22 protein-coding genes, 1 tRNA gene and 1 other RNA gene are annotated in these 25,935 nt (G+C 70.0%); 5 read left to right on the forward strand and 19 right to left on the reverse strand.

The features are described from left to right. Positions 1-412: 412 nt before the first annotated feature. Positions 413-2,977 carry a SpoIIE family protein phosphatase gene (locus tag K9S39_RS21375; RefSeq protein ID WP_248864982.1) on the reverse strand — a complete coding sequence of 855 codons (2,565 nt, stop codon included), beginning with the start codon at positions 2,975-2,977 and terminating at the stop codon, positions 413-415. Positions 2,978-3,127: 150 nt separating this feature from the next. Then, positions 3,128-3,964 carry a class I SAM-dependent methyltransferase gene (locus tag K9S39_RS21380; RefSeq protein ID WP_248864983.1) on the reverse strand — a complete coding sequence of 279 codons (837 nt, stop codon included), beginning with the start codon at positions 3,962-3,964 and terminating at the stop codon, positions 3,128-3,130. 182 nt (positions 3,965-4,146) lie between these two features. Here K9S39_RS21380 and K9S39_RS21385 point away from each other — a divergent pair, with 182 nt between their 5' ends. Further along, a complete protein-coding gene (locus tag K9S39_RS21385; protein ID WP_248868888.1) occupies positions 4,147-6,030 on the forward strand; it encodes a S9 family peptidase in 1,884 nt (627 codons plus the stop codon). A 309-nt stretch (positions 6,031-6,339) separates the two neighbouring features. Here K9S39_RS21385 and K9S39_RS21390 read toward each other — a convergent pair whose 3' ends face one another. The 11 genes from K9S39_RS21390 to ffs form a co-directional block, all read right to left on the reverse strand. Then, positions 6,340-7,146, reverse strand: coding sequence for an SURF1 family protein (locus K9S39_RS21390; RefSeq protein WP_248864984.1), 807 nt, complete (start codon positions 7,144-7,146; stop codon positions 6,340-6,342). A 368-nt stretch (positions 7,147-7,514) separates the two neighbouring features. After that, positions 7,515-8,558 carry a DUF4232 domain-containing protein gene (locus K9S39_RS21395; protein ID WP_248864985.1) on the reverse strand — a complete coding sequence of 348 codons (1,044 nt, stop codon included), beginning with the start codon at positions 8,556-8,558 and terminating at the stop codon, positions 7,515-7,517. 212 nt (positions 8,559-8,770) lie between these two features. Beyond that, positions 8,771-8,920, reverse strand: coding sequence for a hypothetical protein (locus tag K9S39_RS21400; RefSeq protein ID WP_248864986.1), 150 nt, complete (start codon positions 8,918-8,920; stop codon positions 8,771-8,773). A 198-nt stretch (positions 8,921-9,118) separates the two neighbouring features. Further along, positions 9,119-9,694 carry a SigE family RNA polymerase sigma factor gene (locus tag K9S39_RS21405; RefSeq protein ID WP_248864987.1) on the reverse strand — a complete coding sequence of 192 codons (576 nt, stop codon included), beginning with the start codon at positions 9,692-9,694 and terminating at the stop codon, positions 9,119-9,121. Positions 9,695-10,271: 577 nt separating this feature from the next. After that, positions 10,272-11,387: an aspartate-semialdehyde dehydrogenase gene (locus K9S39_RS21410; RefSeq protein ID WP_248864988.1), complete on the reverse strand. Its 1,116-nt coding sequence runs from the start codon at positions 11,385-11,387 to the stop codon at positions 10,272-10,274. Next, positions 11,384-12,655: an aspartate kinase gene (locus K9S39_RS21415; RefSeq protein WP_248864989.1), complete on the reverse strand. Its 1,272-nt coding sequence runs from the start codon at positions 12,653-12,655 to the stop codon at positions 11,384-11,386. Before K9S39_RS21415 ends, K9S39_RS21410 begins: the two co-directional genes overlap by 4 nt. A 376-nt stretch (positions 12,656-13,031) precedes the next feature. Next, positions 13,032-13,694 (reverse strand): DUF5063 domain-containing protein, encoded by a 663-nt coding sequence (locus K9S39_RS21420; RefSeq protein ID WP_248864990.1) that lies wholly within the window; start codon positions 13,692-13,694, stop codon positions 13,032-13,034. Then, the gene (gene recR / locus K9S39_RS21425) at positions 13,687-14,286 is read right to left on the reverse strand and encodes a recombination mediator RecR (protein WP_248864991.1); all 600 of its coding nucleotides are present in this window, start codon (positions 14,284-14,286) and stop codon (positions 13,687-13,689) included. Before recR ends, K9S39_RS21420 begins: the two co-directional genes overlap by 8 nt. Before the next feature lie 107 nt (positions 14,287-14,393). Continuing rightward, a complete protein-coding gene (locus tag K9S39_RS21430) occupies positions 14,394-14,750 on the reverse strand; it encodes a YbaB/EbfC family nucleoid-associated protein (RefSeq protein WP_248864992.1) in 357 nt (118 codons plus the stop codon). Between the two features lie 288 nt (positions 14,751-15,038). Next, positions 15,039-17,558 (reverse strand): DNA polymerase III subunit gamma and tau, encoded by a 2,520-nt coding sequence (locus K9S39_RS21435; protein ID WP_248864993.1) that lies wholly within the window; start codon positions 17,556-17,558, stop codon positions 15,039-15,041. Positions 17,559-17,602: 44 nt separating this feature from the next. Continuing rightward, an RNA gene (ffs, locus tag K9S39_RS21440) (signal recognition particle sRNA small type) lies at positions 17,603-17,701 on the reverse strand. Between the two features lie 120 nt (positions 17,702-17,821). Between ffs and K9S39_RS21445 the strand changes: the two genes are divergently transcribed. Continuing rightward, a tRNA-Ser gene (locus K9S39_RS21445) sits at positions 17,822-17,906 on the forward strand. 452 nt (positions 17,907-18,358) lie between these two features. Here K9S39_RS21445 and K9S39_RS21450 read toward each other — a convergent pair. The 3 genes from K9S39_RS21450 to K9S39_RS21460 form a co-directional block, all read right to left on the reverse strand. Next, the gene (locus K9S39_RS21450; protein ID WP_406707985.1) at positions 18,359-18,652 is read right to left on the reverse strand and encodes a GNAT family N-acetyltransferase; all 294 of its coding nucleotides are present in this window, start codon (positions 18,650-18,652) and stop codon (positions 18,359-18,361) included. 377 nt (positions 18,653-19,029) lie between these two features. Then, on the reverse strand, positions 19,030-19,563 hold the full coding sequence (locus K9S39_RS21455; protein ID WP_319949573.1) for a pyridoxamine 5'-phosphate oxidase family protein: 534 nt from the start codon (positions 19,561-19,563) through the stop codon (positions 19,030-19,032). A 158-nt stretch (positions 19,564-19,721) separates the two neighbouring features. Further along, positions 19,722-20,066, reverse strand: coding sequence for an ArsR/SmtB family transcription factor (locus K9S39_RS21460; RefSeq protein ID WP_248864995.1), 345 nt, complete (start codon positions 20,064-20,066; stop codon positions 19,722-19,724). Between the two features lie 199 nt (positions 20,067-20,265). Here K9S39_RS21460 and K9S39_RS21465 point away from each other — a divergent pair, with 199 nt between their 5' ends. After that, positions 20,266-21,471 (forward strand): MFS transporter, encoded by a 1,206-nt coding sequence (locus K9S39_RS21465; protein WP_248864996.1) that lies wholly within the window; start codon positions 20,266-20,268, stop codon positions 21,469-21,471. 22 nt (positions 21,472-21,493) lie between these two features. Here the strand turns inward: K9S39_RS21465 and K9S39_RS21470 are convergent, their stop codons facing one another. The 3 genes from K9S39_RS21470 to K9S39_RS21480 form a co-directional block, all read right to left on the reverse strand. After that, positions 21,494-22,657 carry an MAB_1171c family putative transporter gene (locus K9S39_RS21470; RefSeq protein WP_248864997.1) on the reverse strand — a complete coding sequence of 388 codons (1,164 nt, stop codon included), beginning with the start codon at positions 22,655-22,657 and terminating at the stop codon, positions 21,494-21,496. Then, on the reverse strand, positions 22,647-23,108 hold the full coding sequence (locus tag K9S39_RS21475; protein WP_248864998.1) for a hypothetical protein: 462 nt from the start codon (positions 23,106-23,108) through the stop codon (positions 22,647-22,649). Before K9S39_RS21475 ends, K9S39_RS21470 begins: the two co-directional genes overlap by 11 nt. A 147-nt stretch (positions 23,109-23,255) precedes the next feature. Continuing rightward, positions 23,256-23,738: a helix-turn-helix domain-containing protein gene (locus K9S39_RS21480; RefSeq protein WP_248864999.1), complete on the reverse strand. Its 483-nt coding sequence runs from the start codon at positions 23,736-23,738 to the stop codon at positions 23,256-23,258. Positions 23,739-23,975: 237 nt separating this feature from the next. Here K9S39_RS21480 and K9S39_RS21485 point away from each other — a divergent pair, with 237 nt between their 5' ends. Together K9S39_RS21485 and K9S39_RS21490 are read left to right on the forward strand one after the other, a co-directional pair. Then, positions 23,976-24,761, forward strand: a complete 786-nt coding sequence (locus K9S39_RS21485; protein WP_248865000.1) for a thioesterase II family protein — start codon at positions 23,976-23,978, stop codon at positions 24,759-24,761. Further along, on the forward strand, positions 24,758-25,855 hold the full coding sequence (locus K9S39_RS21490; RefSeq protein WP_248865001.1) for a LuxR family transcriptional regulator: 1,098 nt from the start codon (positions 24,758-24,760) through the stop codon (positions 25,853-25,855). Before K9S39_RS21485 ends, K9S39_RS21490 begins: the two co-directional genes overlap by 4 nt. Positions 25,856-25,935 lie beyond the last annotated feature (80 nt).

Genomic DNA, 25,935 nt, shown 5'->3' on the forward strand with positions numbered 1-25,935 from the left:
GACGCATTGCCCAAGCGCGGCACCCGGGAGGGTCACGACCCAACTGGTAGATCACATCCATCAGTTGACTGCCCGCCAACCGTGCCCGGGAGCGAAAAAACCCGTTCCCAGAACCCGCCGCACGCAGAAATACCCGCCCGCGCCCGAAACACGCGGAAATACCCGCCGCACACGGAAAGGCCACCCCACACCCGCTGCACGCATAAATACCGCTCTAAGCCCCTCACGCGCGGAAACACCACCCCACAACCACCGCACGCGAAAAACCGCGAAAACACCCACCACGCGCGGGAATACCACCCCCACCCGCCACGTTGTGGCCTGCAAGGGGGCCCATCCACCCCTTAGGGGATCTGTATGACCAACCCTTAAGGGTTCTCCCCCTCACACCCTGAGGGCTCTGCCCCAACCCCTAAGGATTCCGCCCGCCTCCCCCGGCCACCGACGGCTCCGGCCCCTTCTCCGCCCCGTCCGGATCATTCGGCGTGAGCAGCTGTTCCGTCCAGAGGATCTTGCCGTCCGTGGTGTAACGGGTGCCCCAACGGTGCGTGAACTGGGAGACCAGGAACAGCCCCCGGCCGCCCTCGTCGGTCGCGCGTGGATGGCGCAGATACGGCGAGGTGCTGCTGCCGTCGCAGACTTCGCAGGTCAGGGTATGACCCAGGATCAGGCGCAGCCGGATCGGCCCGGAACCGTACCGGATCGCGTTGGTGACCAGCTCGCTGACGACGAGTTCGGTGGTGACGACCAGGTCCGCGAGGCCCCAGTCGGTGAGCTGATCGGCCGCCATGCCGCGGGCCCGGGAGACCACGGCCGGGTCGGTGGGCAGGTCCCATGAGGCGTAGCGGTCCTCGTCCAGGCTGCGGGTGGCGGCCAGCAGCAGCGTGACGTCGTCGAAGGGCCGCGCGGGCACCAGACTCTCGATGACGGTCTCGCACAGGGCGTCGAGCGACACATGCGGTGTTTCGAGGGCGCGGCGCAGCCGCTCCGTCCCGGTGTCGCCGGCCTCGCCCGGGACACGCCCGGTGAGCAGGCCGTCCGTGTAGAGCGCGAGGACGCTGCCTTCCGGTACCACCGATTCGACGGCCTCGAAGGGGAGGCCACCGACGCCCAGCCGCGGCCCGATGGACAGGTCGGCGAAGTGGACCCGCCCGTCGGGGGCGACCATGGCGGGTGCGGGGTGCCCCGCGCTGGCCATGGTGCAGCAGCGGCTGAGCGGGTCGTACACCGCGTACAGGCAGCTGGAGCCGCGCACTCCGGCGTCGGCGCCCGGCAGGTGGACGGCCACGGGGGGCGCGTCGGCCGCGGACTCGTTCCGGAGCGCGGCCGTCGCCGCCTCGTCCGATACCCGGCCGACCAGGTCGTCCAGATGACCGAGGAGTTCGTCGGGACGGAGTTCCAGCGCGGCGAGGGTCTGGACCGCGGTGCGCAGCCGCCCCATGGTGGCGACGGCGTCGATGCCATGGCCCGTCACATCGCCCACCACCAGGGCGACCCGGGCCCCGGACAGCGCGATGACGTCGAACCAGTCGCCGCCGGCGTCGGCGAGCGCGTCGGCCGGCCGGTAGGAGGAAGCCACCCGCACCGCGTCCTGCTGGGGGACCTCGTGCGGCAGCAGACTGCGCTGGAGGGCGAGCGCCGCGCCGCGTTCGCGGGTGTAGCGGCGGGCGTTGTCGATGCAGACGGCCGCCCGCGCGACGAATTCCTCCGCGAGGCTCAGGTCGTCCGCGCTGAACGCCTCGTCATGCTGGCTGCGGAAGAACGCGGTCACCCCCATGGACATGCCGCGCGCCCGGATCGGCACCACCATCGCGGTGTGCAGCCCGAGATCGAGGAAGTGCGCATGCCGGTCCCCGGGGATGTTGGCGGCCCACTCCGGGCTGAGCGGATCCAGCCGCTCCGTCCGCCACGATCCGCCGCCGGCCAGGCAGCGGATGGGGGGTGACCAGGCGTGGTAGGTGGCCATGTCCCCGATGTCGACCACCGACTCCGGGACGCCCTCCCGGAGGGACTGCTGCCCGGCACGGCGCAGCAGGACCATGTCGGCGTCGCTGAGCGGCCCGGAAACCGGCTCACCGCCTCTGATCACCGAGTCCAGGAGATCGACGGCGACGAAGTCGGCGAGGTGCGGCACCGCCACGTCCGCCAGGTCCTGGGCGGTCTGCATGACGTCCAGGGTGCGGCCGATGTACTGGCTCGCCCGGTCGAGCAGGGTCAGCCGCTGCCGGTTCTGGTAGCGCTCGGTGATGTCGAGCACTGTGTAGCACACACCGATGGGCCGCCCGTTCACATCGTCGAGGCGGACGAACGACATCGAGTGGGCGCGCTCCCGGTGCGGGTCCGACCGCGGCCGGCCGATGTGCTCGTACTCGATCAGCTGCTCACCGGTTTCCAGGACCCGCCGCATCTGCACTTCGAGGGATTCGGCGTCCAGGCCGGGCTGGATCTCTCCCAGCCGCTTGCCGATACGGTTCTGTGCGGGCCCGCCGCCGAACCGCTCCAGCGCGGCGTTCGACCAGACGAACCGGAGGTCGGTGTCCACGACGGCCATGCCGACGGGCGTCTGTGTCACCATCCGCTCCAGTACGGCGCGGCTGATCTGCCATCCCTGCAGGGGCGACGCCTCGACCGCCAGAACCAGCCAGTGCGCCCGGTCCGTGCTGTCGGTCACCGGGACCACCTGCGCCTCGATGCCGACCTGCGCGTCGTCGGCGCCCCGCGCGGAGAGCAGTCCGGTCCAGCTGCCGCGTTCCCGGCACTCCTCGGCCAGCGCGGCCACCCGCGCCGCGTCGTCCGCCGCCAGCAGTGCGGTCACGGGGAGCCCGACCACGTCCGCGCCCTTGCGGCCGAGCAGCCGCTCGGCTCCCGGGGACCAGCTCTCGACGAGCCCGTGCGCGTCGAGCAGAAAAATCGCGGCATCGGCCAGGTTGAGCCACGCCTGCTGCCCCGTCTGGCGGTTCTCCTGGAGCTTTGCCATGCCAGCGCTTCCGTCCCTGCCGCCTGCGACCTCTTGTCTCTTATATCCCTATCTCTCCCAATCCATCTATAACTTTTACATTGTGTTGACAGCGGGCGGTCCGGCACCCACGCGGCCCGGGGACGCCCGCCGTATCGGCGTTCCGGCAGGTCAGCGGGCGAGCCGGGTGGCCTTCAGCGAGTACATGAGGGGTATGCGGGGCCGGTCGTCCGGCACCCGGTAACAGCCGTCATCGCCGCGCCGCAGTGAGCCGAACCGCTGGAACATCGTGAGATCGTGCTCGTGCAGGAAGTCGATGCGCAGCCCGGCTCCGGCCAGGGCGGAGACGACGTCACCGAGCGGATGCTGCCATTCGACGCTGCGGTTGTCGACCGTCGGCGCATCGAAATCCGCGTACGTACCCGGGGCTTCGTCCACCCACGCATCGCGGCTGAAGTAGTCGTGGGTGATCCGCGATCCGGTCTCGTCGTCCAGGACGTCGCACAGCGGATGGAACTCGGCAAGATAGAGGAAACCGCCGGGCGCGATGAGGGAAGCGGCGGTCTCGGCCCAGCGGACCAGGTCCGGGAGCCGGTTCAGGGCGCCGATGCCGGTGTAGACGATGTCGTACGACGAGTCCGGGACGGCCTCGGCGGCGTCATAGACGTCCGCGGCGACGAACGACGCCCGCTCCGGGCCGTAGCCGAGCTCGGCGGCCAGGTCACGGGCGGCCTCGACGGCCGGTTCGGAAAAGTCCAGGCCGACGACGTGGGCCGCACCGCGGTGGGCCCAGGAGAGCGTGTCCTGGCCGAAGTGACACTGGAGGTGGAGCAGGGTTCGGCCGGTGACATCCCCGACCTCAGCGATCTCGAAGTCACGGAGCACATCGCGGACCCGCCGGAAACGCTCCTGGTCGTAATAATCGCTCGCGGTGTGGATGACGCCCCGCTCGTCCCACCTGGCACGATTCGCCTCGCGCCAGTCGTCGGGGCCGGTGTGTCCTCGCATACCGCGAAGTTATCCACAGCCTGAGCACCCCGCCAACGCAATTCCGACGCCGGGCGCAGAATGGGCCCATGACTCACCAGACGCCAGGCGCCGACCACGCCCCCGACCTCACCCACTCCTCCGACCTGACGGGCCCGACGGCGCCCCCGTCCTCGCCCGCCGCCCCTTCCTCCCCCGCCGGGATGCCCGACTGGGAGAAGCGGTTTCGCGCACCCCGGATCGGCCTGCCGGACTGGGCGGAGCACGCCCCGGACCGCTCCCTGTTCGTCTCGAACGCCACCGGCACCTTCGAGCTGTACACCTGGGACCGGGCGAGCGGCAGCCAACGGCAGGCCACGGACCGGCCGCACGGCACGACGGACGGGACGCTGTCACCGGACGGCGAGTGGATCTGGTGGTTCTCGGACACCGACGGTGACGAGTTCGGTGTCTGGATGCGGCAGCCGTTCGCGGGCGGCCCGGACGAACCGGCCGCCCCGGGGCTGGACCCCTCCTACCCGGGAGGGCTGGCGATCGGCCGGGACGGCACCGCGGTCATCGGCCGCTCCACGGACGAGGAGGGCTCGACGGTCCATGTCGTACGGCCGGGAGAGTCGCCGGCCGAGATCTACCGCCACCGCGAATCGGCCGGTGTGGGCGATCTATCCCATGACGGTTCACTGATCGCGATCGAGCACACCGAGCACGGCGACGCCATGCACTCCGCGATCCGGGTGGTGCGGGCGGACGGCGAGGCGGTCGCGGAGCTGGACGACACCAAGGGCGGCACCGAGGAGCTGGGCCTGTCGGTGATGGGCTTCGCGCCCGTGGACGGCGACGCCCGACTTCTGGTGGGCCACCAGCGCCGAGGCCGCTGGGAGCCCATGATCTGGAACCCCCTCACCGGCGAGGAAACCGCCCTGTCGATCGACCTGCCCGGCGACGTCGGCGCGGACTGGTATCCGGACGGGTCGGCGCTCCTCATCGAGCACGAGTACCAGGCACGCGGCGAGCTCTGGCGCTACGACCTGGGCATTCCGGGCGCCGGCGGAGCCACCTCCGCCGGCGCCGGTGATACGCCCGCCGGTACAACCACCGACACCTCCCTGGTGCCCGGCCACCCGCTCACCCGGGTCGACACCCCGGCAGGCACGGTCTCGGGCGCGACCGCCCGCCCGGACGGCACGGTGGAATTCCTCTGGTCGTCGGCGGCGCACCCGCCCGAGGTCCGCTCGACCAGCGGCAAGGTCGTGCTGGACCCGCCCGGAACGAAGGCCCCCGGTTCGGTCCCGGTGACGGACGCCTGGGTGGAGGGCCCCGGTGGCCGCGTCCACGCCCTGGTACAGCAGCCTCCCGGCGACGGCCCCTTCCCCACTGTCTTCGACATCCACGGCGGCCCCACCTGGCACGACAGCGACGCCTTCGCCTCGTCCCCGGCGGCCTGGGTGGACCACGGCTTCGCGGTGGTCCGCGTCAACTACCGCGGCTCGACCGGCTACGGCCGCGCCTGGACGGACGCGCTCAAGCACCGCGTCGGCCTGATCGAGCTGGAGGACATCGCCGCGGTACGCGAGTGGGCGGTCGCGTCCGGGCTGGCGGACCCGGACCGTCTGATACTCGCGGGCGGCTCGTGGGGCGGCTATCTGACCCTGCTGGGGCTCGGCACCCAGCCGGACGCATGGGCGGCGGGCCTGGCGGCGGTCCCGGTGGCGGACTACGTCACGGCGTACAACGACGAGATGGAAGCCCTCAAGGCCATGGACCGGACCCTGCTCGGCGGCACGCCGGAAGAGGTCCCGGAACGCTTCGAGGCGTCCTCCCCTCTGACCTACGTCGACTCCGTACGGGCCCCGGTCTATATCTCCGCCGGCGTCAACGACCCACGCTGCCCGATCCGGCAGGTGGAGAACTACGTCCAGCGCCTGGAACGCCGCGGCCACCCGCACGAGGTCTACCGCTACGACGCCGGCCACGGCTCCCTGGTTGTAGAGGAACGCATCAAGCAGCTCCGCCTGGAACTGGACTTCGCTCGACGGCATGTGGCGGGGGTTCGGGGTGATGAGGCTGAGGGGGTGACTCCGCGCTGAGGGTGACTCCGGTGACTCCGTGCTGAGGGGGTGGTTCCGTGCTGAGCGTGTGAGTCCGCGCTGAGCCGGTGGCTGCACGCTGAGCGCGTGGACGCTCAGCGCGTGACTCCGCACTGAGCACGTGTCTCCACGCTGAGCACGTGTCTCGGTAGGAGGTGGGGGGGCGGGCGGAGGGGGTGGGGCGGGGGGAGGGGAGGGGCCCCGGGGCCGTGACTGGCCGGAGCAGAGCGACGACCCCCGCCGAGGTGCGCCCACTCCCCGCCCCGAGGTGCGCCCCTCCCCGCCCGCCCCTGGCCCCCGCCCCGAGACCTAGCGGGCAGCTACCCCCTCACTCAGAATCCCCAGCGCCGCGTCCTTCGCCGCTTCGGACTCGCGGCGGAAGAGGCGGAACCACATGAAGACCACGAAGCCCGCGAAGACGAACCACTCGCCGGTGTAGCCGAGGTTCTGGAATGCCTTCAGGTCCAGCCCGCTGCCCTCAGCGGCGGCCGGCGGGACGGGGCGCAGCGGGTCCTGGGTGTCGGTGAGCGTGATCCATGCGTCGTAGACCTCGTACGGCACGATGTTGACCAGCGACGCCGCGCTGATCATGCCGAGCTGCCCCTTCGGCAACCCGCCGCCGGCCTGCACTCCGTCGGTGCCCTGGTTCTCGGATGCCTGCAGCGCTCCGCTGACGGTGACCTCGCCCTTGGGCGGCGAGGGCACCTTCGCCACGTCCGCCTTCTTGTTCGCGTCGCCGGGCAGCCAGCCCCGTACGACCGGGAGGGCCTTACCGCCGTCCGTACGCAGCAGGGTCAGGACGTAGAAGCCCTGGCTCTTGCCCCGTTTGTCGTCCAAGGTGCGGCCGGGTACGAGCAGTTGGTGCCCGGTGTCGTAGTGCCCGCGGGCGCTGGCCTGGCGGCCGGAAGTGATCTTGTCGACGGGTAGCAGGCTGTCCAGGGGGCGGGCGGCCGCGGCCTTGGCGCGGGCGGAGCGGTCCTCCTGCTGCTGGTGGCTGTCGACGCGGTCCTCGAAGCGGCTCAGTTGCCAGCTGCCCATGAAAACGCAGAAGGGGATCGCCAGTATGGCGAAGACGTTGATTCCCCACCACCGCGGGGTCAGCAGGAACCGGTACACCCCATCAACGGTACGGGGCACGTACGGGCGGGCCGCATCGGCCCCTCCACGGCACCGACCAGCGGCGCCCGGCGACGGGACAACGGCTGACCGGGACGGCAGCCGCGCGGGGACGGCAGCCGCGCGGGACAGCATCCGGGCGGCTACGCCATGTCCCGGCCCCGCAACGTCCGGCAAACGGGCCACGAGGCCCTGCCCGTCACCGCCGCATCCATTGCCGTCCACCGCGCGGGCTCCACCCACGCCATCAGCCCCACCCGCGACAGCCACCCCGTCCGCCCCGGAGGACGTCGGCCCCATCAACCCCCATCAGCCCGTCCGCCGCATCCAGCGCTCCGGGTCAGAGCTGAGCCTGGCGGGCCAGCCGTTTATGGGGCCGCCAGCGCCTCCGTGCGGTACACCGTGCCCGCACACGCGTCCGGGATCTTGGTGTCGGCCGCGGCGGGCTCACCGGCCTCCGGCGTATGGGTGAGGACGATGCCGCTGGACGTCGAGCCGCCGTCGGCGGCACCGTCGTCGCCGCCCGCCTGGCCGCCGTCGCCCGCCGCCGTGGACCCGCTGTCCGGGGAGTTTCCCGGCGACCGCGACGGTTCGGGGGGCGCCGTGGTCCCCGGGGTGGCGCATCCGGTGGTGCCGCCACCGTCCTCCGGGATCCAGGCGAATTTGACCTCGTACGCCTCGCCCGGTTTGAGAACCAGCTCGTCAGGGACGTGGGCCGGGTCGGGCAGACCGGTGGCGTCGTCGCCCGACGTGTGGTCGACGACATGGACGCGGTCCGGGTTGGTGCTGCCCTGCGCGACCAGGCCGACGGTGCCGCCGCCCTCGACCGAGCAGGCCGTGGTCGAGGTGTTGACCATGCGGAACGCGCCGTAGACGCGGCCCTCGGAGTCCGCCGGACGGACCGAGGCGGTGCCCTGGCCGAGCTGCTCTCGTCCGCAGACCGGCGAGGAGACCTCCATGGTGGCGTCCGGAGCCGGGGTGCCGGCACCCGGGGCCCGGCTCGGGCCGCTCCTCTCCGTCTTCTTGCCGTTGCCCGCGGGCCGGTCCGAGCCCGGCTGCCGGCCGCCCTCGCCGGACAGCTGCGGATCGGCGTGCTCGGTGCCCTCACCGTGCTCGCCGCCGACGCCGCCCTGGGCGCGGTGGCTGCTCGCGGCATTGGCGGGCCGGTCCTCGGACCGGTCGTTGAGGTTGACCACATGGACCATGGCCGGGATCGACGTACCGCCGAGCAGCAGCGCGGCGGCCGCGCCCACGATGACGTGCCGACGGCGCTGACGCCGGGCCGGCACCGCGCGGCGCAGCTGTTCCAGGGCGTCCGGCGCGGGTTCGAGGTCGGCGACGCGGGAGTGCAGCAGCCGCCTCAGCTCGTCCTCGCCACCGAATCCACCACCGGCACCACCGCCGAGGCCCAAGCCGTCGTCGGGGTCTGAACCTCCGCCAGGGCCACGACCATCGGAGCCGGCACCACCGCCTGAGTCGGCACCACCGCCGGAGCCGACACGACCGCCCGAGCCAGCACCACCACCGGTTCCGTCCCCGTCGCCGTCACGGGCCCCCTGGCCAGCATCGACTCCCCGCCCGGCGCCGGTCTCCTGCCCGTCGTCGCTCCCCTCCCCACGGCTGCCTACGCCCCCGGTGCCGTCCTCAGCCCCGCGCCCAGCATCACCAACATCACGACCATCGGCATCTCGACCATCAGCACCACCGGCGTCACCACCAGTGGCACCAGCACCACCGGCGTCACCACCAGCGGCATCAGTATCGCTGCCGCCAAGGCCACCAGCGACGTCGCCCTCGGCACCACCGCCGAGGCCCAGGCCGTCGACCCCAGCAGGCCCCTCCGACCCGCACAAGCCCGACGGCCCCACAGAACCCTCCGACTGCCCGAACGAGCCCCCCGACCCCACACGGCCACCGGACCGAACCGGCCCGTCCAAGCCCCCCGGCCCGAACGCGCCGAACCTCTCGCCGCTCATACCGGAGCCTCCATCGCGACGCGCAGCGCCGCTATGCCCCGCGACCCGTACGCCTTGACGGAGCCGAGCGATATCCCCAGCGTCTCGGCGACCTGCGCCTCCGTCATATCGGCGAAATAGCGCAGCACCAGCACCTCGCGCTGCCGCCGCTGCAGCCCGCGCATCGCCTGGATCAGCTGGTCACGCTCCAGCAGGTCGTACGCGCCCTCCTCGGCGCTCGCCATGTCGGGCATCGGCTTGGTGAGCAGCTTCAGCCCGAGGATGCGGCGGCGCAGCGCGGAGCGCGAGAGGTTGACGACGGTCTGCCGCAGGTAGGCGAGGGTCTTTTCGGGGTCGCGCACCCGCCCGCGCGCGGAGTGCACACGGATGAAGGCTTCCTGGACGACGTCCTCGCACGAGGCGGTGTCGTCGAGGAGCAGCGCGGCGAGGCCGAGCAGTGAGCGGTAGTGCGCGCGGTAGGTTTCGGTCAGGTGGTCGACTGTGGTGCCCGCTGCCATCGAGTCGTCAGTGTCCCCGCGCTGAGAAGGAATCTGCGAGGGGTGTGTGGTGGTCCAGGGGGCGATCACTGGCATGCCCCCGGACGCACGGGGGCGCAGCGGGCGCACTGCCGCGCCTGCTGTCCCCCCTGGAGCGAGGGTGAAACCGAGTATGTCTGCCACGCTTGTTGGACACGCTTCCCCCTGTAAGGGTTGTACGCGCAAGGCACCGCCTGTGACGATGTGTGAAATGCCCTCATGCGTACCAGCTCTTCCCCAATGCACCATTTGTCCCGACGCATTCGTCCCGCCTTCGAGGGCCCCACGGCACACCATGGACGCCTGGGCCGCCCGGGTGGGGCGCCCACAGAGACGCTCCCCGCCGAACCGCCGGTTGCAGTGTGGCGGGGAGCGAATGGTCGGACAGCTCGTCGGCCCAGATCAAGTGACCTGCGCCCGTCTCTCGCTCACAGGATCTTCACACGCCCCGGAAAGTATCGCCCCGGCGGCCCACCCACGACGGCCGAACCCGCCAACCACGGGCGCCCGGCTCCCCTCACCGCCCCCGATCACGCCCCCGGCCCGGGACCACCCCACCCCGGGACGCCCGCCCCAAAGCCCCCGCCCCGGACCGACCGCCCCCTGAGCCACCGCCCCGAGGCACCCCGAGGTCCTACCCGCCCAACTCCGCCGCCACCAGCTCACCGATCTGTGCAGCGTTCAAAGCCGCCCCCTTGCGCAGATTGTCCCCGCACACGAACAGCTCCAGCGCCCGCGGATCGTCCAGCGACCGCCGGACCCGCCCGACCCAGGTCGGATCCGTCCCGGCCACATCGGACGGCGTGGGGAACTCGCCCTCGGCCGGGTCGTCGCTGACGACGACCCCCGGGGCCGAGGCCAGAATCTCGTGCGCTCCGGCGACCGTGACCTCGTTCTCGAACCGCGCGTGCACGGCCAGCGAGTGGGTGGTGATCACCGGCACCCGGACGCAGGTCGCGGTGACCCGCAGGTCCGGCATCCCCAGGATCTTGCGGGACTCGTTGCGGACCTTGAGCTCCTCGGAGGACCAGCCGTCCTCCCGGAGCGAACCGGCCCAGGGCACGACATTGAGCGCGATCGGCGCCGGGAACGGCCCCAGTGTGTCGCCGACCGCCCGCCGCACATCGCCCGGTGCGCTGCCCAGCTCCGTACCGGATATCGCCGACAGCTGCGCCCGCAGTGTGTCGACACCGGCCTGTCCCGCGCCCGAAACGGCCTGGTACGAGGAGACGATCAGCTCGCTCAGCCCGTACTCGGCATGCAGCGCGCCCAGCGCGACGATCATCGAGAGGGTGGTGCAGTTCGGGTTGGCGACGATCCCGCGCGGCCGCACCCGCGCCGCGTGCGCATTGACCTCGGGCACGACGAGGGGCACGTCCGGGTCCATCCGGAACGCGCCCGAGTTGTCCACGACCACCGCGCCCTTGGACACCGCGACCGGCGCCCACTGCGCGGAGACCTCGTCCGGCACGTCGAACATCGCGACGTCGATACCGTCGAAGGCGTCCTCGCTCAGCGCGGCGACCTCGACCTCCTCACCCCGTACGGTCAGCTTGCGGCCGGCCGAACGGGGGGAGGCGATCAGCCGGATCTCGCCCCAGATGTCGGCCCGCGCGGACAGGATGCCGAGCAGGACCGTGCCGACGGCGCCGGTGGCGCCGACGACGGCGAGATGCGGCTTACGGGCCGTACGGGCGTCCGCCGCCACGGTCACACCGTGGGACGGACGGCCCGCCTCGGCCGGAATCATCGTCCGGTGCCGCCATAGACCACGGCCTCGTCACTCTCGGTGTCGAGACCGAAGGCGCTGTGTACAGCCTGTACGGCTTCCTTGACGTCATCGGCGCGGGTGACGACCGAGATACGGATCTCGGAGGTCGAGATGAGCTCGATGTTCACGCCCGCGTTGGACAGCGCCTCGAAGAACGTCGCGGTGACGCCCGGGTTGGTCTTCATCCCCGCGCCGACCAGCGAGATCTTGGCGATCTGGTCGTCGTAACGGAGCGAGTCGAAGCCCACCGCGGCACGGGTCCGCTCCAGCGCCGCGACGGCCTTGCGGCCCTCGTCCTTCGGCAGCGTGAAGGAGATGTCCGTCAGCCCGGTCGAGGCGGCCGACACGTTCTGGACGACCATGTCGATGTTGACGTCGGAGTCCGCGATCGCACGGAAGATCGCCGCGGCCTCGCCCGGCTTGTCCGGGACACCGACGACCGTGACCTTCGCCTCGGAGGTGTCGTGCGCGACGCCCGAGATGATTGCCTGCTCCATCGGCTGGTCCCCTTGCGGTTCGTTGCTGACCCACGTGCCCCGCAGCCCCGAGAACGAGGAGCGGACGTGGATCGGGATGTTGTAACGGCGTGCGTACTCGACGCAGCGGTGCAGCAGCACCTTGGAGCCGGAGCTGGCCAGCTCCAGCATGTCTTCGAAGGAGATCCAGTCGATCTTCCGGGCCTTCTTCACGACCCGGGGGTCGGCGGTGAAGACACCGTCCACATCGGTGTAGATCTCACAGACCTCGGCGTCCAGCGCGGCCGCCAGCGCCACGGCGGTGGTGTCGGAACCACCCCGCCCCAGCGTGGTGATGTCCTTCTTGTCCTGGGACACGCCCTGGAAACCGGCGACGATGGCGATATTGCCCTCGTCCACCGAGCTCTTGATGCGGCCCGGCGTGACATCGATGATCCGTGCCTTGTTGTGCACGGAGTCGGTGATGACACCGGCCTGGCTGCCGGTGAAGGACTGCGCTTCATGGCCGAGGTTTTTGATCGCCATCGCCAGCAGCGCCATGGAGATCCGCTCTCCGGCGGTCAGCAGCATGTCGAACTCGCGGCCGGAAGGCATCGGGGAAACTTCCCCAGCGAGATCGATCAGCTCGTCCGTCGTGTCGCCCATCGCCGAAACCACGACGACCACCTGGTGGCCGTTCTTCTTGGCTTCGACGATTCGCTTGGCAACGCGCTTGATGCCCTCGGCATCCGCAACGGATGAGCCGCCGTACTTCTGCACGACAAGGCCCACGTGCGCTCCTCGCAACTGTCTCTTCGGGAGTTTTCTCCCGGACCCCCGGAAATGGGGGTACTGCGGTCGGCTCAGTCTAACGAGCGAGCGAAATCCGCCCCGCGAATACCACATCACAAGACACGAAACTCACTGGGTGATTACCGTGTGCCGGTGTTCACCGTGTGCCGGTGTGACATGGGGTCCGCGCGGCGCACCGTCGCGCCCGCTCGGCGAAGCACATGCCCGCTCACGGCCGGGGCACACAGGAACGTAACCCAGGTCACATCTGCGGGAAACATGGCGAACCGGCCGGATGGAGCGCCACAGCCGATGCCATACGCGCCTGTGGAGGCCATACGCCTGCCGATGCCCTACGCCCCTCGGGCCCGCGCCCTCACACTCCCCGCAGCCCCAGCGGACCCGCGATCTCCGCCGCCATGACCTTCCCGGCCTCCTCGGCGAGCCGGTCCTCGTCACCACCGGCGTCGCTGTCGGTGTCCAGTCCGTCCAACGCGTCCAGCGGCTGGTCGAGGCGGACGTGGGCGACCAGCGACTGCAGCGCGCGCAGAGCGGCCGAGGCGGTCGGGCCCCAGTTGGAGAGGTAGGAGAACTGCCACCACCACAGGGCCTCGCTGACCCGGCCCGCGCGGTAGTGCGCCAGCCCGTGCCGCAGGTCGGTGATGATGTCGGCGAGGTCATCGGAGATCCGGCAGGCGACCGGCTCGCTGCGCGGCACGTACGGGTCGAAGACCTCGGAGTAGACGTCCACCGGGTCGAGCAGCGTCGCGAACCGCTCGCGCAGCTCGTCCACGTCCGGCTCCGGGCCGGTGTCCGGCTCATAGCGCTCGTCGGGCACGAAGTCCTCATGGGCGCCCAGCCGACCGCCCGTGAGCAGCAGCTGGGAGATCTCCAGCAGCAGGAACGGCACCGCGCTGTCCGGCTCGTCGCCCTTGGCGACCTCCGTCACGGCGACGATGAAGCTCTCGATCGAATCGGCGACCGATACGGCGAAGTCGTCCGGATCCTGCGTCGCGTTGTGCAGCGTGGCATCAGACATCGAGAAGTCTCCTCCCTTCGAAGGCCCGCCCGAGCGTGACCTCGTCCGCATACTCCAGATCGCCTCCGACCGGCAGCCCGCTGGCCAGTCGCGTCACCTTCAGCCCCATCGGTTTGATCATGCGGGCCAGGTACGTGGCCGTGGCCTCACCCTCCAGATTCGGGTCGGTGGCCAGGATCAGCTCGGTGACGGTGCCATCCGCGAGCCTGGCCAGCAGTTCCCGTATCCGAAGGTCATCGGGGCCAACACCCTCGATCGGACTGATCGCCCCACCGAGGACGTGGTAGCGGCCGCGGAACTCCCGCGTCCGCTCGATCGCCACGACGTCCTTGGGCTCCTCCACGACGCAGATGACCGCCGGATCACGACGCTGGTCCAGGCAGACCCTGCACTGCTCCTCCTGCGCGACATTGCCGCACACGGTGCAGAACCGGACCTTCGCCTTGACCTCCATCAGCGCGTTCGAGAGCCGGCGGACATCGGTCGGCTCGGCCTGAAGGATGTGGAAGGCGATCCGCTGCGCGCTCTTGGGACCGACGCCGGGCAGCCTGCCCAGCTCGTCGATCAGGTCCTGGACCACGCCTTCGTACACGGATCGTCTTCTCTCTCTTCTGCCGTGATGCGTACGCTAGTTGGCTACTCCTCAGAAAGGGAGCCTCGAAGCCTCAGAAGGCTCAGGGCCTGAGAAGCCTCGGAGCCTCAGAGGGAGAGACCGGGGATTCCGCCGCCGCCCAGCCCCTGGGCGAGCGGACCGAGCTTCTGCTGCTGCAGCTTCTGGGCGCTGGCGTTCGCGTCCCGCACGGCCGCCAGGACGAGATCGGCGACGGTCTCGGCGACCTCCTCCGCGGAACCGGACTCGGCATCGACCGCCTTCGGGTCGATGACCAGGCCCTGCAGCTCACCGGAGCCGGTCACCGTCGCCTTGACCAGACCGCCGCCCGCGGAACCCTCGACGGGGGTCTCCGCCAGCTCCTGCTGGGCGGCTGCGAGGTCCTGCTGCATCTTCTGGGCCTGCTGAAGCAGCTGCTGCATATTGGGCTGACCACCGGGGATCACGACGTGACTCCTGCCATACGACAACGATTGGTGCGGTAGCCCGAGCCTACGTGCTTCCCGGGCGACGCGCCCTACGCCGTGGGGAGGAGCACGGAAGTACGGAAAGCACGCCGGAGCCGCCGACACCGTCCGCTGCCTCGCACATCCCTTCCCAGCGGGCCCCATCCCGGATACAGGCCACGAACGCGCCCACTCCCCCTAACGCCCCCATACGCCCCGTCAGCCACTCCCTGACTCACTGTGGCTCCCTCCTGCTCACTGGTGACCCCCCGCTCACTCGTGGTCCCCTCACTCGTTGTTGTACTCCTCCAGCACCGTCGCGCCGAGCTCGCGCACGATCAGCTCGTGGCCGCTGAGCGCGGAGTCGACGAGATCGGGATCGTCCTCGGCCGGCATGTCGTACTCGATCGCCATCGGCGGGGGCTCCGGGGTGTACGAGGGCTCCGCCGCTGGAGCGCCCTGCCCGCCCCCGGCGGAGGCCGACGGCGCGACGGCCTCGCGCGCCGCCATCCGGGCGCCCTGGCTCCCGCCGGTGGCCCCACCGCCGCTCTGCCCGCCGCCCTGGCCGTACTGGCCACGGGCCTCGGGCGCCGGGGCGCTCGCCCGGGGCGGCGGCTGTGGCGCGGACTGCCGCGGCGCGGCGGGCGCCCCGCCGCCGAAGCCACCGCCCCCTCCGCCGCTCCGGGGAGCGCCGCCGGCCGGCGGATTGGCACCGCCCGACGGGTCGACGATCGCCTCCACGCGCCACGGCAGCTTGAACTTCTCGGCCAGTACGTCCTTGAGGACGTCCTCGCTTCCTCCGTTGGCGAAGCTGTCGCGGGCACCGGCATTGGGGAAGCCGATCTGCAGGGTCGTGCCGTCGAACCCGGACACCTGGGCGTTCTGGCTGAGCAGGATCCAGGTGAAACGTCGGCGGTCCTTCACCGCGTCCAGGATCTCCGGCCACAGCTGGCGCACCTGGGCGGCCCCCGGCACCATCCCGGGCGCGGCTCCGGCCTGCGGCTGCTGCTGCGCGGCCGCTGGCTGCTGTCCGGGCGCGGGCGCACCGGCGGCCGGCCCGGCGGCAGCGGCCGACGTGGCCGTCCCGCCTTGCGTTCCTTGGCCGCCCTGGCCGCCCTGCCCCGGCGCCACGGCCGACGGCCAGCCACCGGGCTTGCGCCCGCCGGCGGCGCCGGCGGGGCCGCTCCCCGGTCCCCCGGTGCCGCCCGGCCAGGCGCCGGGCCGCGTGGGAGCGCCCTCCCCACCGGAGGGGCCGGCCGCGCCACCGGGCACACCCGAGGCAGCCGGAGCCGGTGCGGAAGCGGCCGGAGCGGGAGCCGCCGGAGCAGCCGGCCCCGGGGCCGGCCCGGCCGGCAAAGCCGAGGCCGGGCCACTGGCCTCCCCCGCACCTTCCGTACCCCGGGCACCACCCTGCCCACTGCCACCCCCGGCACCACTACCGCTCGCACCTTGCGCCGCCCCCCGTACCGCCGCGCGCGCGGCCGCCGGGCCGGACGGTCCCGCGGGCGGCACCGCCGGATGAGCCTCCGGCCCCGGTACATACCCGGCCGCGGGCCCGCCCCCGGAAGAAACGATCGGCACCCCGGCCCCGACGTCACCACCGGTCACAGGGCCCGTAGCCCCAGCGCCGCCGCCCTGCGCCCACGCACCCGCGCCACGCTCCAGCCGATCGAGCCGTGCCTGCACCGACCGCTCGTCGTCGTACGCCGCGGGCAGCAGCACCCGCGCACAGATCAGCTCCAGCTGCAGCCGCGGCGAGGTCGCCCCGCGCATCTCCGTCAGCCCCGCATTGACCAGATCAGCGGCCCGGCTCAGCTCCGCCGCCCCGAACACGGACGCCTGCGCCGTCATCCGCTCCACGACATCGGCCGGGGCATCGATCAGCCCCTTCTCCGCCGCGTCCGGCACGGCCGCCAGGATCACCAGATCCCGAAGCCGCTCCAGCAGATCGGCCACGAACCGCCGCGGGTCGTTACCCCCCTCGATGACCCGGTCCACGACCTCGAAGGCCGCGGCCCCGTCCCCCGCCGCGAACGCCTCCACAATCGAGTCCAGAAGCGACCCGTCCGTATACCCGAGCAGGGCGGTCGCCATGGCATATGTCACACCGTCCTCGCCGGCCCCGGCGAGCAGCTGGTCCATGACGGACATCGAGTCCCGCACCGACCCGGCCCCGGCCCGCACCACCAGCGGCAGCACCCCGTCCTCCACGGGGGCCGACTCCCGTGCGCACACCTCGGCCAGGTAGTCCCGGAGCGTCCCGGGCGGCACCAGCCGGAACGGATAGTGATGAGTCCGCGACCGGATCGTCCCGATGACCTTCTCGGGCTCGGTCGTCGCGAAGATGAATTTCAGATGCTCCGGCGGCTCCTCGACAACCTTCAGCAGGGCGTTGAACCCCGCCGAGGTCACCATGTGCGCCTCGTCGATGATGTAGATCTTGTACCGGCTCGACACCGGCCCGAAGAACGCCTTCTCCCGCAGCTCACGCGCGTCATCCACGCCACCGTGCGACGCCGCGTCGATCTCGATCACATCGATCGACCCACGCCCGTTCCGCGCCAGGTCCACGCACGACTGGCACTTCCCGCAGGGCGCAGGAGTGGGGCCTTCCTCACAGTTCAAACACCGCGCCAGGATCCGCGCACTGGTCGTCTTGCCACACCCACGCGGCCCACTGAACAAATAGGCGTGATTGACCCGATTGTTCCGCAATGCCTGCTGCAGCGGTTCGGTCACGTGCTCTTGCCCGATGACCTCGGCGAAGGTCTCGGGTCGGTAGCGGCGGTACAGCGCAAGGGACGACACGCATACGACGATATCGGCCCCCACTGACAACCGACCCGCCCGCGAACGCAAGCGCCCCCCACGCACCCGCCAGAGCCGACCTACCCTTGCTGCCTTCCGGCCCTGGGGGAGTTCAGTCAGATAGCGCCACGTGAGGGGCTGCGCACTACATTAGCGGATCCCCCGCCCAAGAAACGACCCGGACCCCACCCCGATCCGTCGCCGGACCCCCGTCTCCGGATCATGTTCGCGAGCACTCCCCAACGTCTTGTATTGTTTGCGGCGGAGGATTCGCCTAGAGGCCTAGGGCGCACGCTTGGAAAGCGTGTTGGGGGCAACCCCTCACGAGTTCGAATCTCGTATCCTCCGCACCCGCCCAGCAGGGCAGACGAGGGCCCCGACCGGATTCCGGTCGGGGCTCTCGTCGTTGCGTGGCTGCAGTTTGGGTTGCAGTTCGAATCCGAGCCGCTTGGCCTCGCAACCACCCACGGCCCCGGGCCTGCTGTGAACCGTCTGAGCTGCCGGCTGTTCGGCCATGGCCCCGCCCGGGCAGACCGGGGCGGGCAGATCTCTTTGTGATCCTTTGCGTGCTGGCCGGTCTTGACCTTGCCCCAGAGAGGTTCCAGTCGACGGGGCACAGGCGGCAGTCCCAGTCGAGCCAGCGCCCCTTTTGCACGCCCTGGCCGCCGGCGGATGCGCATCCGTCCTAGGGTCCAGTAGTCGTACTTCTGTGCAGATCTACATTGCGGAATCCATGAGGGCTGTAGCCGGTGCCGGGGATCGGCAGTGGCGAACCGCTCCGCTGCCGATCCTCCGTGGGATTACCGCTGGGACAGGTCCGGTGCCATGGTGCGGAAGCGGGCCGTGGTTGCGTCCTCGCTCCAGCGATGCGGTCCGGCTTTCTCCAGTACGCGGATCGAGGCCGGGTTCGAGAGTTCCACATCGGCGTACACCGTGCGGACGTCCGGAGAGGTTGGTGCGTACGCCACGAGTGCCTGGGTGGCCTCGGGGGCACAGCCTCGGCCGCGCCGCGAGGCCATGATGCCGCATCCGATCTCAAGGGCACCGTCACTCGACGGCCAGAACAGCCCGGTCGCGACCTTTCCCCACCTCACGCCGACGCGAGGTGGAGGACGAGGACACCCTTGACGTGAAGGTGGGTGGCCACCCTTACCGAGGCCGGGATCAGATGCTGGACAGCGAAGACCACCCCGCAAGAACCTGGGTGGGCTCGTCTCTGATTGCTGCCGTCATCGTTCCCGTGGCTGCGGTAGACGAGTACGCGAGCGGCCTCGTCCGGATCCGTGGCCAGACCTTGACCGCTCCCTCTCAGTGGGATGCCAGGCCCGCGAGAAGTCGTTTGCCCATGCCCCGAGTGATGGCCACTTGGTGACCGCTGTCAGCAGGCGGCTGCACAGCCGTGGGTGTCCCGCTCCGGACGCTCTCCTGCCAGTCACCAGGCAGTCGTGTTCATCCGGGGCGGGAGCCGACGTCAGGTGTGGTCGCTGAGCCGGGTCCTCAGGCGGCGGTTCTCCTCTTCCAGGGCTGCGAGCCGGGTACGTATCGGGTCGAGCACGGCCTCGAGTTCGGCTTTCGCGTAGCGAGGGGTGATGTGCTGGGGGCAGTTCCAGTTGAAACCCTCGACGTGGATGAGCATCAAGCGTTCCACCTGGCCGGGGGTGCGCACAGCGGAGAGGCGCTCGGCGAGGGCGGGGTCGTCGTGCAACGGCTGCACGGAGGCCCGGCCGAAGATCTTCAGTCGACGCTGCTGCGGGTAGTCCATGAAGAACAGCGCCACGCGCCCGTCCGCGCGGACGTTCCCCGTGCTGATGTACTGGCGGTTGCCGCGCACGTCGGCGTAACCGATCGTCCGCTCGTCGAGGACGTGGAGGAAGCCGGGTGCGCCTCCTTTGAACTGGACGTACGGCCAGCCGGTCTCGCTGACGCTGGCGAGGTAGAAGCCGTCGCGGGCCTCGATGAAGGCGGCCTCATCTGCCGCTAGCGGTTCCGGAGCATCTCCCTCCATGAGCCTGCGACCGACTGCCGCCGCGCTTCCCTGTTCACTTTGGACTTGGCGCACCGATTCGGTGTACGCCAGGTGGGCATAGCGGCCCATTCGACCTCCTGTGGGCTCGTTGGCGGCTGTCCCCTCGACGCTCGTCGCGGGTCCGCGCCCCCGTCGGATCATCCGGCGTGCTGTCGCCGCTCTTCTGGTGTGGAGGCGGCCAGGATCGACGTCAGCAGGCCGGGGAAGCGCCGTTCGAGTTCGTTCCTGCGCAGCCGACTGAGCCGGGAGTTGCCCACCAGCCGGGTCGCGACAACTCCGCTCTCCCGCAGTGTGCGCAAGTGGTGGGAGACGGTCGACCGCTTGACAGGGACGTCGAGCGTGGTGCAGGAACCCTCGCTCGCGGAGTCGAGCAGGCGGACGATCTGCAGGCGTACGGGATCGGCCAGGGCCTGCAGGACCGTACCGATGTCAACCTCGTCGAGGTCGGGCTCCGGCAGCCAGGTGTCCTTCGTATCGCGCATCACGTCCTCCATGGTGATCGTCTCTGACGATACACATCGAATTCGTCGACTTGGCGAGTTTCGATTCCCGTCGACAGTTACGATGTCGATCGACATAAGCTACGATGCTCATCGTAACAGACGGTACCTATCGGAACGGGAGTACCCGATGACCGACACCGCGCAAACCACACAAGGCGCGCGCTGGCGCCCTCATGCAATGGTTCTGGCCCTGGGCACCTTCGCCGTGGGAACCGACGCCTTCGTGATCGCCGGCCTGCTCCCCGACATCAGCCGTTCGCTCCACGTCGACATTGCCGCCGCAGGTCAGCTGGTCAGTGTCTTCTCCATCGCCTACGCGCTGCTGTCACCCGTCCTGGCGGCCCTCACCGGCAGGTGGTCCCGGCGCCGCGTGCTGGTCACCGCCCTCGGCATCTTCGCGGTGGGCAACGTCGTCACCGCACTCGCCCCTGGCTACGCCCTGGTCCTGGTATCCCGGGTGGTGGCCGCGGCGGGAGCTGCGATGTTCACGCCCAATGCGGGGGCCACCGCCGCCGCCATCGCCGGTGGTGAGCGGCGCGGACGGGCGATCGCGATAGTGACCGTCGGCCTGACGTCCTCGCTCGCTCTCGGCGCGCCGCTGGGCACCGCCATCGGGAACGCGTTCGGGTGGAGGGCGACCATGTGGTTTGTCACGGCGCTGGCCGTCGTGATCGCGCCGGTGATCGCGCTGCGGCTGCCGGACATCAGGCTGGGCGCCAAGGTGGGCCTGCGCCAGCGGCTCTCGCCGCTGACCGACCGCAGGGTGGCGAGTGTCCTCATCGTCACACTGCTGGCCTTCATCGGGATCTATCTGCCGTATACGTACATCAGCTCGGTCTTCTCGCCGGCCACCGGCGACGACGGCGGCCTCGTGGCGCTGTTACTGCTGGTGTTCGGACTGGCCGGTACCGTGGGGAATCTGGTGGCCGGGCGCCTGGCCGACCGGCACGGACCGCGGCACGTGGTCATCTGCGCCACGCTCGGTCTGGCCGTGGTGTTCGCCGCCATGCTGCCGAGCCGGGAATCGTTTGCCGCCGCGATTGTCGTGGTGGCGCTCAGCGGTGTGGGCTCATGGTCGGTGACCGGCCCTCAGCAGCACCGCGTCATGGCGCTCTCCCAGCCGGGGGCCGAGACGCTCGGGGTCTCGCTCAACGCAGCCGTGATGTACCTGGCGATCTCCCTGTCCAGCGTGATCGGCGCGATCGGCCTGAACTCGTTCGGCAGCGCCGTCTCGCTGCTGCCGATCGCGGTGGTCTTCGTCCTCGCGGCGGCGTTGCTGACCTGGCTGTCCGGTCGTCCGGAGCGCCAGGCGGACGAGCAGGAGAACGACGTCGCGGCGGACCCGACAACCGGCGGTCTCGGAGCCTCCCCGGCCGTGAAATGACCCCGCGCCGCGCGGGCGGCGCTCACTGGATCCCCGCGTGGGACCCGTGCGACGGCCGGGCGGCACGACCCGGTGCACGGCGGGAATAGGCATCGGCGACCTGGATGAGGAAGGCGGTCTCGTGGACGAGATCGTGACCACCCAGCGCGGACAGCCCCGCAGCCCGCGTACGCGGCCCCTGGCCTCGGTTCTTGGCGTGGCAGGCCGCTGTCAGCCAGCGCGCCATCTCCGCCGCGTGCGCGGCGGTCAGGTCAGGGGCCGCCGTCGGATCGGGGTAGGGGAACGGCGGATCAGGCGAGGCGTATTCGCGCAGCACCAGTATGGCGTCACGGATCTCGATGACCTGGCGGTACACCAGCAGGCCCCAGGACCCGCGCGGCAGCAGCAGCTCCAGCAGGCGCGGCCGAGGCGGCGCGAGGGCCACCCAGGGCACCGCGGACACGAGGTCGCGCCAGAGCCTCCACAGAAGCCAGAAGTCCGTCGCGTCCCGCCGCGCACGGCGGATGGCGGGAAACGCCGGTGCGGCGATGACGGCCGCTCTGCAAAGGCAGAACACGCCGCTGATGAAGGGAAGGGGAAACGCGATCCAGAAAACGCCTGAGATCAGCTGGACCAGATAACCCACCCAGTAAAGCGCTGCCAGGCAGCTGCCCAGTCCGAACAGGCCCATGGTGGTCCTGAGCGGGGATTTGCCGCCCCTGTACCAGTGCCGCCGGCACACGGCAATGCACAGAACGTTCCCGGCCAGATGTATGCCGATCACGATCAGCCAGAAGACATGGCCTCCGCTGCCGGCCGACTCATGGACGTGCATGCCCGGGGCACACCACGCACCGAGGATTATCAGGCAGACGATGGCCAGGCCGGAACCGAGGTGAAACCATTCCCGCTGTGGCCGGTCCGTCGTGACCAGGACGAAGTCCATGATGATGACAGCCGACAGGACTCCGCACAGGTGGGTGGTCAGCGCGTACGCCTGGTAGACGTGGAAGTCGCGCGACATGATCTCGACCAGGGGACCGCGCTTCAGCGTCAAGGTGGTGGCCGCTGCCCCGACGGCGATCCACAGGCCGCGCTGCTGCGGTGACCGAACGGCGGAGGGCGCCCGTAACAGCAGGGAGAGCCACATGGCCAACATACCGGCGTTCTCGAACCATAAACCGATCATCCGCACGTCATAGGACACGCGACAGCCCCAGTGCCGCTTCCCATTCACTCGCGGATTCGGCAGGCCGTGAATCCTCCGGCCGGACCGCAACGGTCCGCAGGACACTGGCCAGCATCTCGGCCTCCTGCTCCTGTCGGGTGGTGTAGTCGGTACGCGCGAGGAGGCGCTGCGCGAGACCGAGGTCCAAGTCCCCGAGCCGCCCGGGCGACGCCGGGTCGCCGGGCATGTCGAGCGTCGGGTGGTCGAACAGCATGTGGCCGATCTCGTGCAGGATGATGTGCTCCTGGTGGGGACGGCTCGTCTGCCGTTCGTAGAAGACGTAGTCGTCGGTGCCGGTGGCGAGCCACAACCCGCACGCCCCCGCGGCCGCCGCTCCGCTCGGCAGCGAAACCAGGTGAAGGGGCCGCCCCCGCAGAGCGCTCAGGTGGGCACAGAGCTCTTCCAGGGAGAACGGAGGCTCCAGTCGCAAGGTGCTGAGTATGGCCCCACAGCGGCGGCGCAGCCGCCGGTATTGAATCCGCATACCATTCCCCGTTGTCATCCGGCACTGACCGGTCGTTTGGGTGCGAGGTCCCGGACGTACGCCGACTTCCGTCGCTGACCGGCCCTCATGGCATCAACTGTCGTTGGCCTCCCGCTCCAGCGGAAGCCCCTCCAGGGCACGCAATTGATCAAGGATCTCTGCCGCCGCCACCAGTCCCTTCGGTGAGAGCCCATTGGCCCGCGCGGCGATTTTGGTGATCCCCGCATCACGCAGCGCCTCCCACTCGCTCAACTGGATGCCGGCCTCCCGCAGAGCGACCAGCCGCAGCAGCATGGAATCGACCTCTTCCGCGACCTCATCGTCGAAGAAATACGCGGGCTTCACACCGAAAAATACGGCGAGCGCCTCCAGATGATGCATCGTCGGGTTGCTGCGTGTCCCGTTGCGCAGATAGGCAAGGTACGCCTTCGAGATGTCACCCCCCTGTTCGCGGATCGCCCTGGCCACTTCCTCATTGCTGTAGGGGCCACGGTTTCGCGGATGCACGGTAGCGAACAGGTGGTTCAGACGACTTGCGAGCTTGCCCGTGGAGGAGAACCGTGCGTTTTCAGCCATACCTATTCCGCTCTCTCACCAGTCAGTCAAGTTGATGTCAACCGTGCATCGGGGCACATCCGTTGACAAGGAATTGCGGCCAGCTAAGCTGACCCATCGACAACTGACGTGGCCGCAATCCACCGAGGCACACGATCGTAGGGGTGGTTAGTTGTCACGGGCAATCGCGCGACCGCTCAACCCTCGGAACCCGTTGACCTCCTTGTTCTGCTGCGACCGGATGGGATAGACGACTCGATGGAAAAGCAAGCCGCCCAGGACACCGCGAACTGGATCCAGGTACCTCGGCCCGCTCCGCAGGCTAAGACTCGGCTGATCTGTTGTCCTCATGCCGGGGCGTCCGCGAGTGCCTTCGGCCCACTGGCCAGGGCCCTGCCCGACCACGATATCGAGGCGCTGTCCGTCCAGTACCCGGGCCGGCAGGGTGGGCCCGGGTACCAGGGTTTCACCGACATCGGCGAACTGGCGGACCGGGTCGCCACCGCACTGCTGCCATGGTGTGATCGGCCCGTCGCGGTCTTGGGCCACAGCATGGGGTCCGTCGTCGCCTTCGAATTGACCCGGCGGCTGGAGGCTGCGGGGAAGCCCCCCGTACGGCTGTTCGTCTCCGGCCGGCGTTCGCCTTCGGACGGGCTCGGTGTGCACGTGCCGCAGGACGACGAGGAGATCGTCGAAGAGCTCCGGACGTTGGGCGGTATCCCGGTCAAGCTCCTCGACAAGCCCAAGTACAGGGAGTCCATCCTGGCAGTGGTCCGCAACGACTACCGGGCGAATTCCGGTTACCTCGCCCCATCGGACGCAACGGTGAACTGTCCCGTCACGTTCCTGCTGTCGGACGCGGACCCGTACGTCGACGCGGCCGCGGCCGCGGCCTGGGGGAACCACACCACCCAGGAGTTGACGGTCGCCTCCTTCCCCGGTGGCCACTTCTTTCTCAACGAAGAGCTGGCCCAAGTCGTCGAGGCCGTCAGCGAGGGCCTCTTCACCGGATCCGCTCGGCGACATGCTGGAGGTCTACAGTGAAGAACGTACTGGACAAGGCCATAGCGTCGTGGACGGCCCCGGTGTCGGCCACGTCGGTGAACGCATTACCGGACCCCGCTCCCGCGTGCGGGGGAGACGAACTGGCCATCCGGGTCTACGAGGAGACCTTCGCGAACGGCCCCGTCACCCTTGACCAGGTAGCGACCGCTCTGCGCCTCCCGATCGCCCAGGTCGAGCAGACGATGAGCACACTGCGCGGTCTGCGGCTGGTCAAGCACTGCGAGGTGCTGGGCAGTTATCGGGCGGTGAGTCCGGATGCCGCCCACGTCGAGCTGGTCGTGCCGCTGGAAGAGGCCATTAACGACAAGCGCCGTGAACTGGCAGGAATTCATGAGCAGTTGAGCTCCTTCGCGGATACCTTCAGCACCCTGCAACGCTCCCAGCCGCGGCAGGAGGTGGTGGTGCGCTGCCTGGACCCCAGGGAGGTGAAGCTGCGGGTGGCCGACGCCGCCCGCAACCGCGTCGGCGAAATTCTCGCCATGTGGCCGCTCAGCCCCGGCAGAACCCAGGAGGATCAGCCCCTGGGCCCGGAGGCGCTGCAGAGCGACGCGCGCATGCGGATCCTGTGCCCGCACACCGCTCGTACCAGCGCGTCTGCCCGGGTCGGCCTGCGCAGGGCCGCCGAGACCGGCGCCCGCATCCGTACGTCCAACCACGTGTTCGAGAATCTTGTCATCGTGGGTGATGAGGCGGCGTTCCTGTCCTCCGACCGCGTCGCGGGCCAGGACGCCCCGTTGGTCACGATCGTCTACGAGCCGGCGGTCGTGTCCCTGCTCCGCCGGGTCTACGAGTACGCCTGGCAGTCGGGGGCTGACTTCGAGGCCGACGCGGTCTCCTACGGGGAAACACTTGACGACGTCAAGGCCACCATCCTGGACCTGCTCGGCTCTGGCCTGAAGGACGATGTGGTCGCCCGCCGCATCGGCATGTCGTCGCGTACCTTCCGCAGGCACATCTCCGGCATCATGAACGAACTCAACGCCGAGAGTCGCTTCCAGGCTGGGGTTGCGGCGGCCTGCGCCGGCCTCGTCGGTGTGCGTGAGCCCAGCCCGCAGGTGCGCCAGGCCGGCTGAGCGGTCTCTCCAGGCACGGCCTGCCCGGGCCCGTAACGGGGTTCCGGGCAGGCCGTGCCTTTGTGTCATCCGGTTCTCCC

This window comes from Streptomyces halobius (assembly GCF_023277745.1).
Lineage (GTDB): Bacteria > Actinomycetota > Actinomycetes > Streptomycetales > Streptomycetaceae > Streptomyces > Streptomyces halobius.

Excerpts from the sequence above, each read along its gene's own strand:
- K9S39_RS21405 (WP_248864987.1), bottom strand. The coding sequence starts at position 9,694 with ATGCCAGTGATCGCCCCCTGGACCACCACACACCCCTCGCAGATTCCT.
- K9S39_RS21485 (WP_248865000.1), top strand. The coding sequence starts at position 23,976 with ATGGAAAAGCAAGCCGCCCAGGACACCGCGAACTGGATCCAGGTACCT.
- K9S39_RS21375 (WP_248864982.1), bottom strand. The coding sequence starts at position 2,977 with ATGGCAAAGCTCCAGGAGAACCGCCAGACGGGGCAGCAGGCGTGGCTC.
- K9S39_RS21455 (WP_319949573.1), bottom strand. The coding sequence starts at position 19,563 with ATGGAGGGAGATGCTCCGGAACCGCTAGCGGCAGATGAGGCCGCCTTC.
- K9S39_RS21465 (WP_248864996.1), top strand. The coding sequence starts at position 20,266 with ATGGTTCTGGCCCTGGGCACCTTCGCCGTGGGAACCGACGCCTTCGTG.
- K9S39_RS21410 (WP_248864988.1), bottom strand. The coding sequence starts at position 11,387 with ATGATTCCGGCCGAGGCGGGCCGTCCGTCCCACGGTGTGACCGTGGCG.
- K9S39_RS21460 (WP_248864995.1), bottom strand. The coding sequence starts at position 20,066 with ATGCGCGATACGAAGGACACCTGGCTGCCGGAGCCCGACCTCGACGAG.
- K9S39_RS21420 (WP_248864990.1), bottom strand. The coding sequence starts at position 13,694 with ATGTCTGATGCCACGCTGCACAACGCGACGCAGGATCCGGACGACTTC.
- K9S39_RS21380 (WP_248864983.1), bottom strand. The coding sequence starts at position 3,964 with ATGCGAGGACACACCGGCCCCGACGACTGGCGCGAGGCGAATCGTGCC.
- K9S39_RS21385 (WP_248868888.1), top strand. The coding sequence starts at position 4,147 with ATGCCCGACTGGGAGAAGCGGTTTCGCGCACCCCGGATCGGCCTGCCG.
- K9S39_RS21480 (WP_248864999.1), bottom strand. The coding sequence starts at position 23,738 with ATGGCTGAAAACGCACGGTTCTCCTCCACGGGCAAGCTCGCAAGTCGT.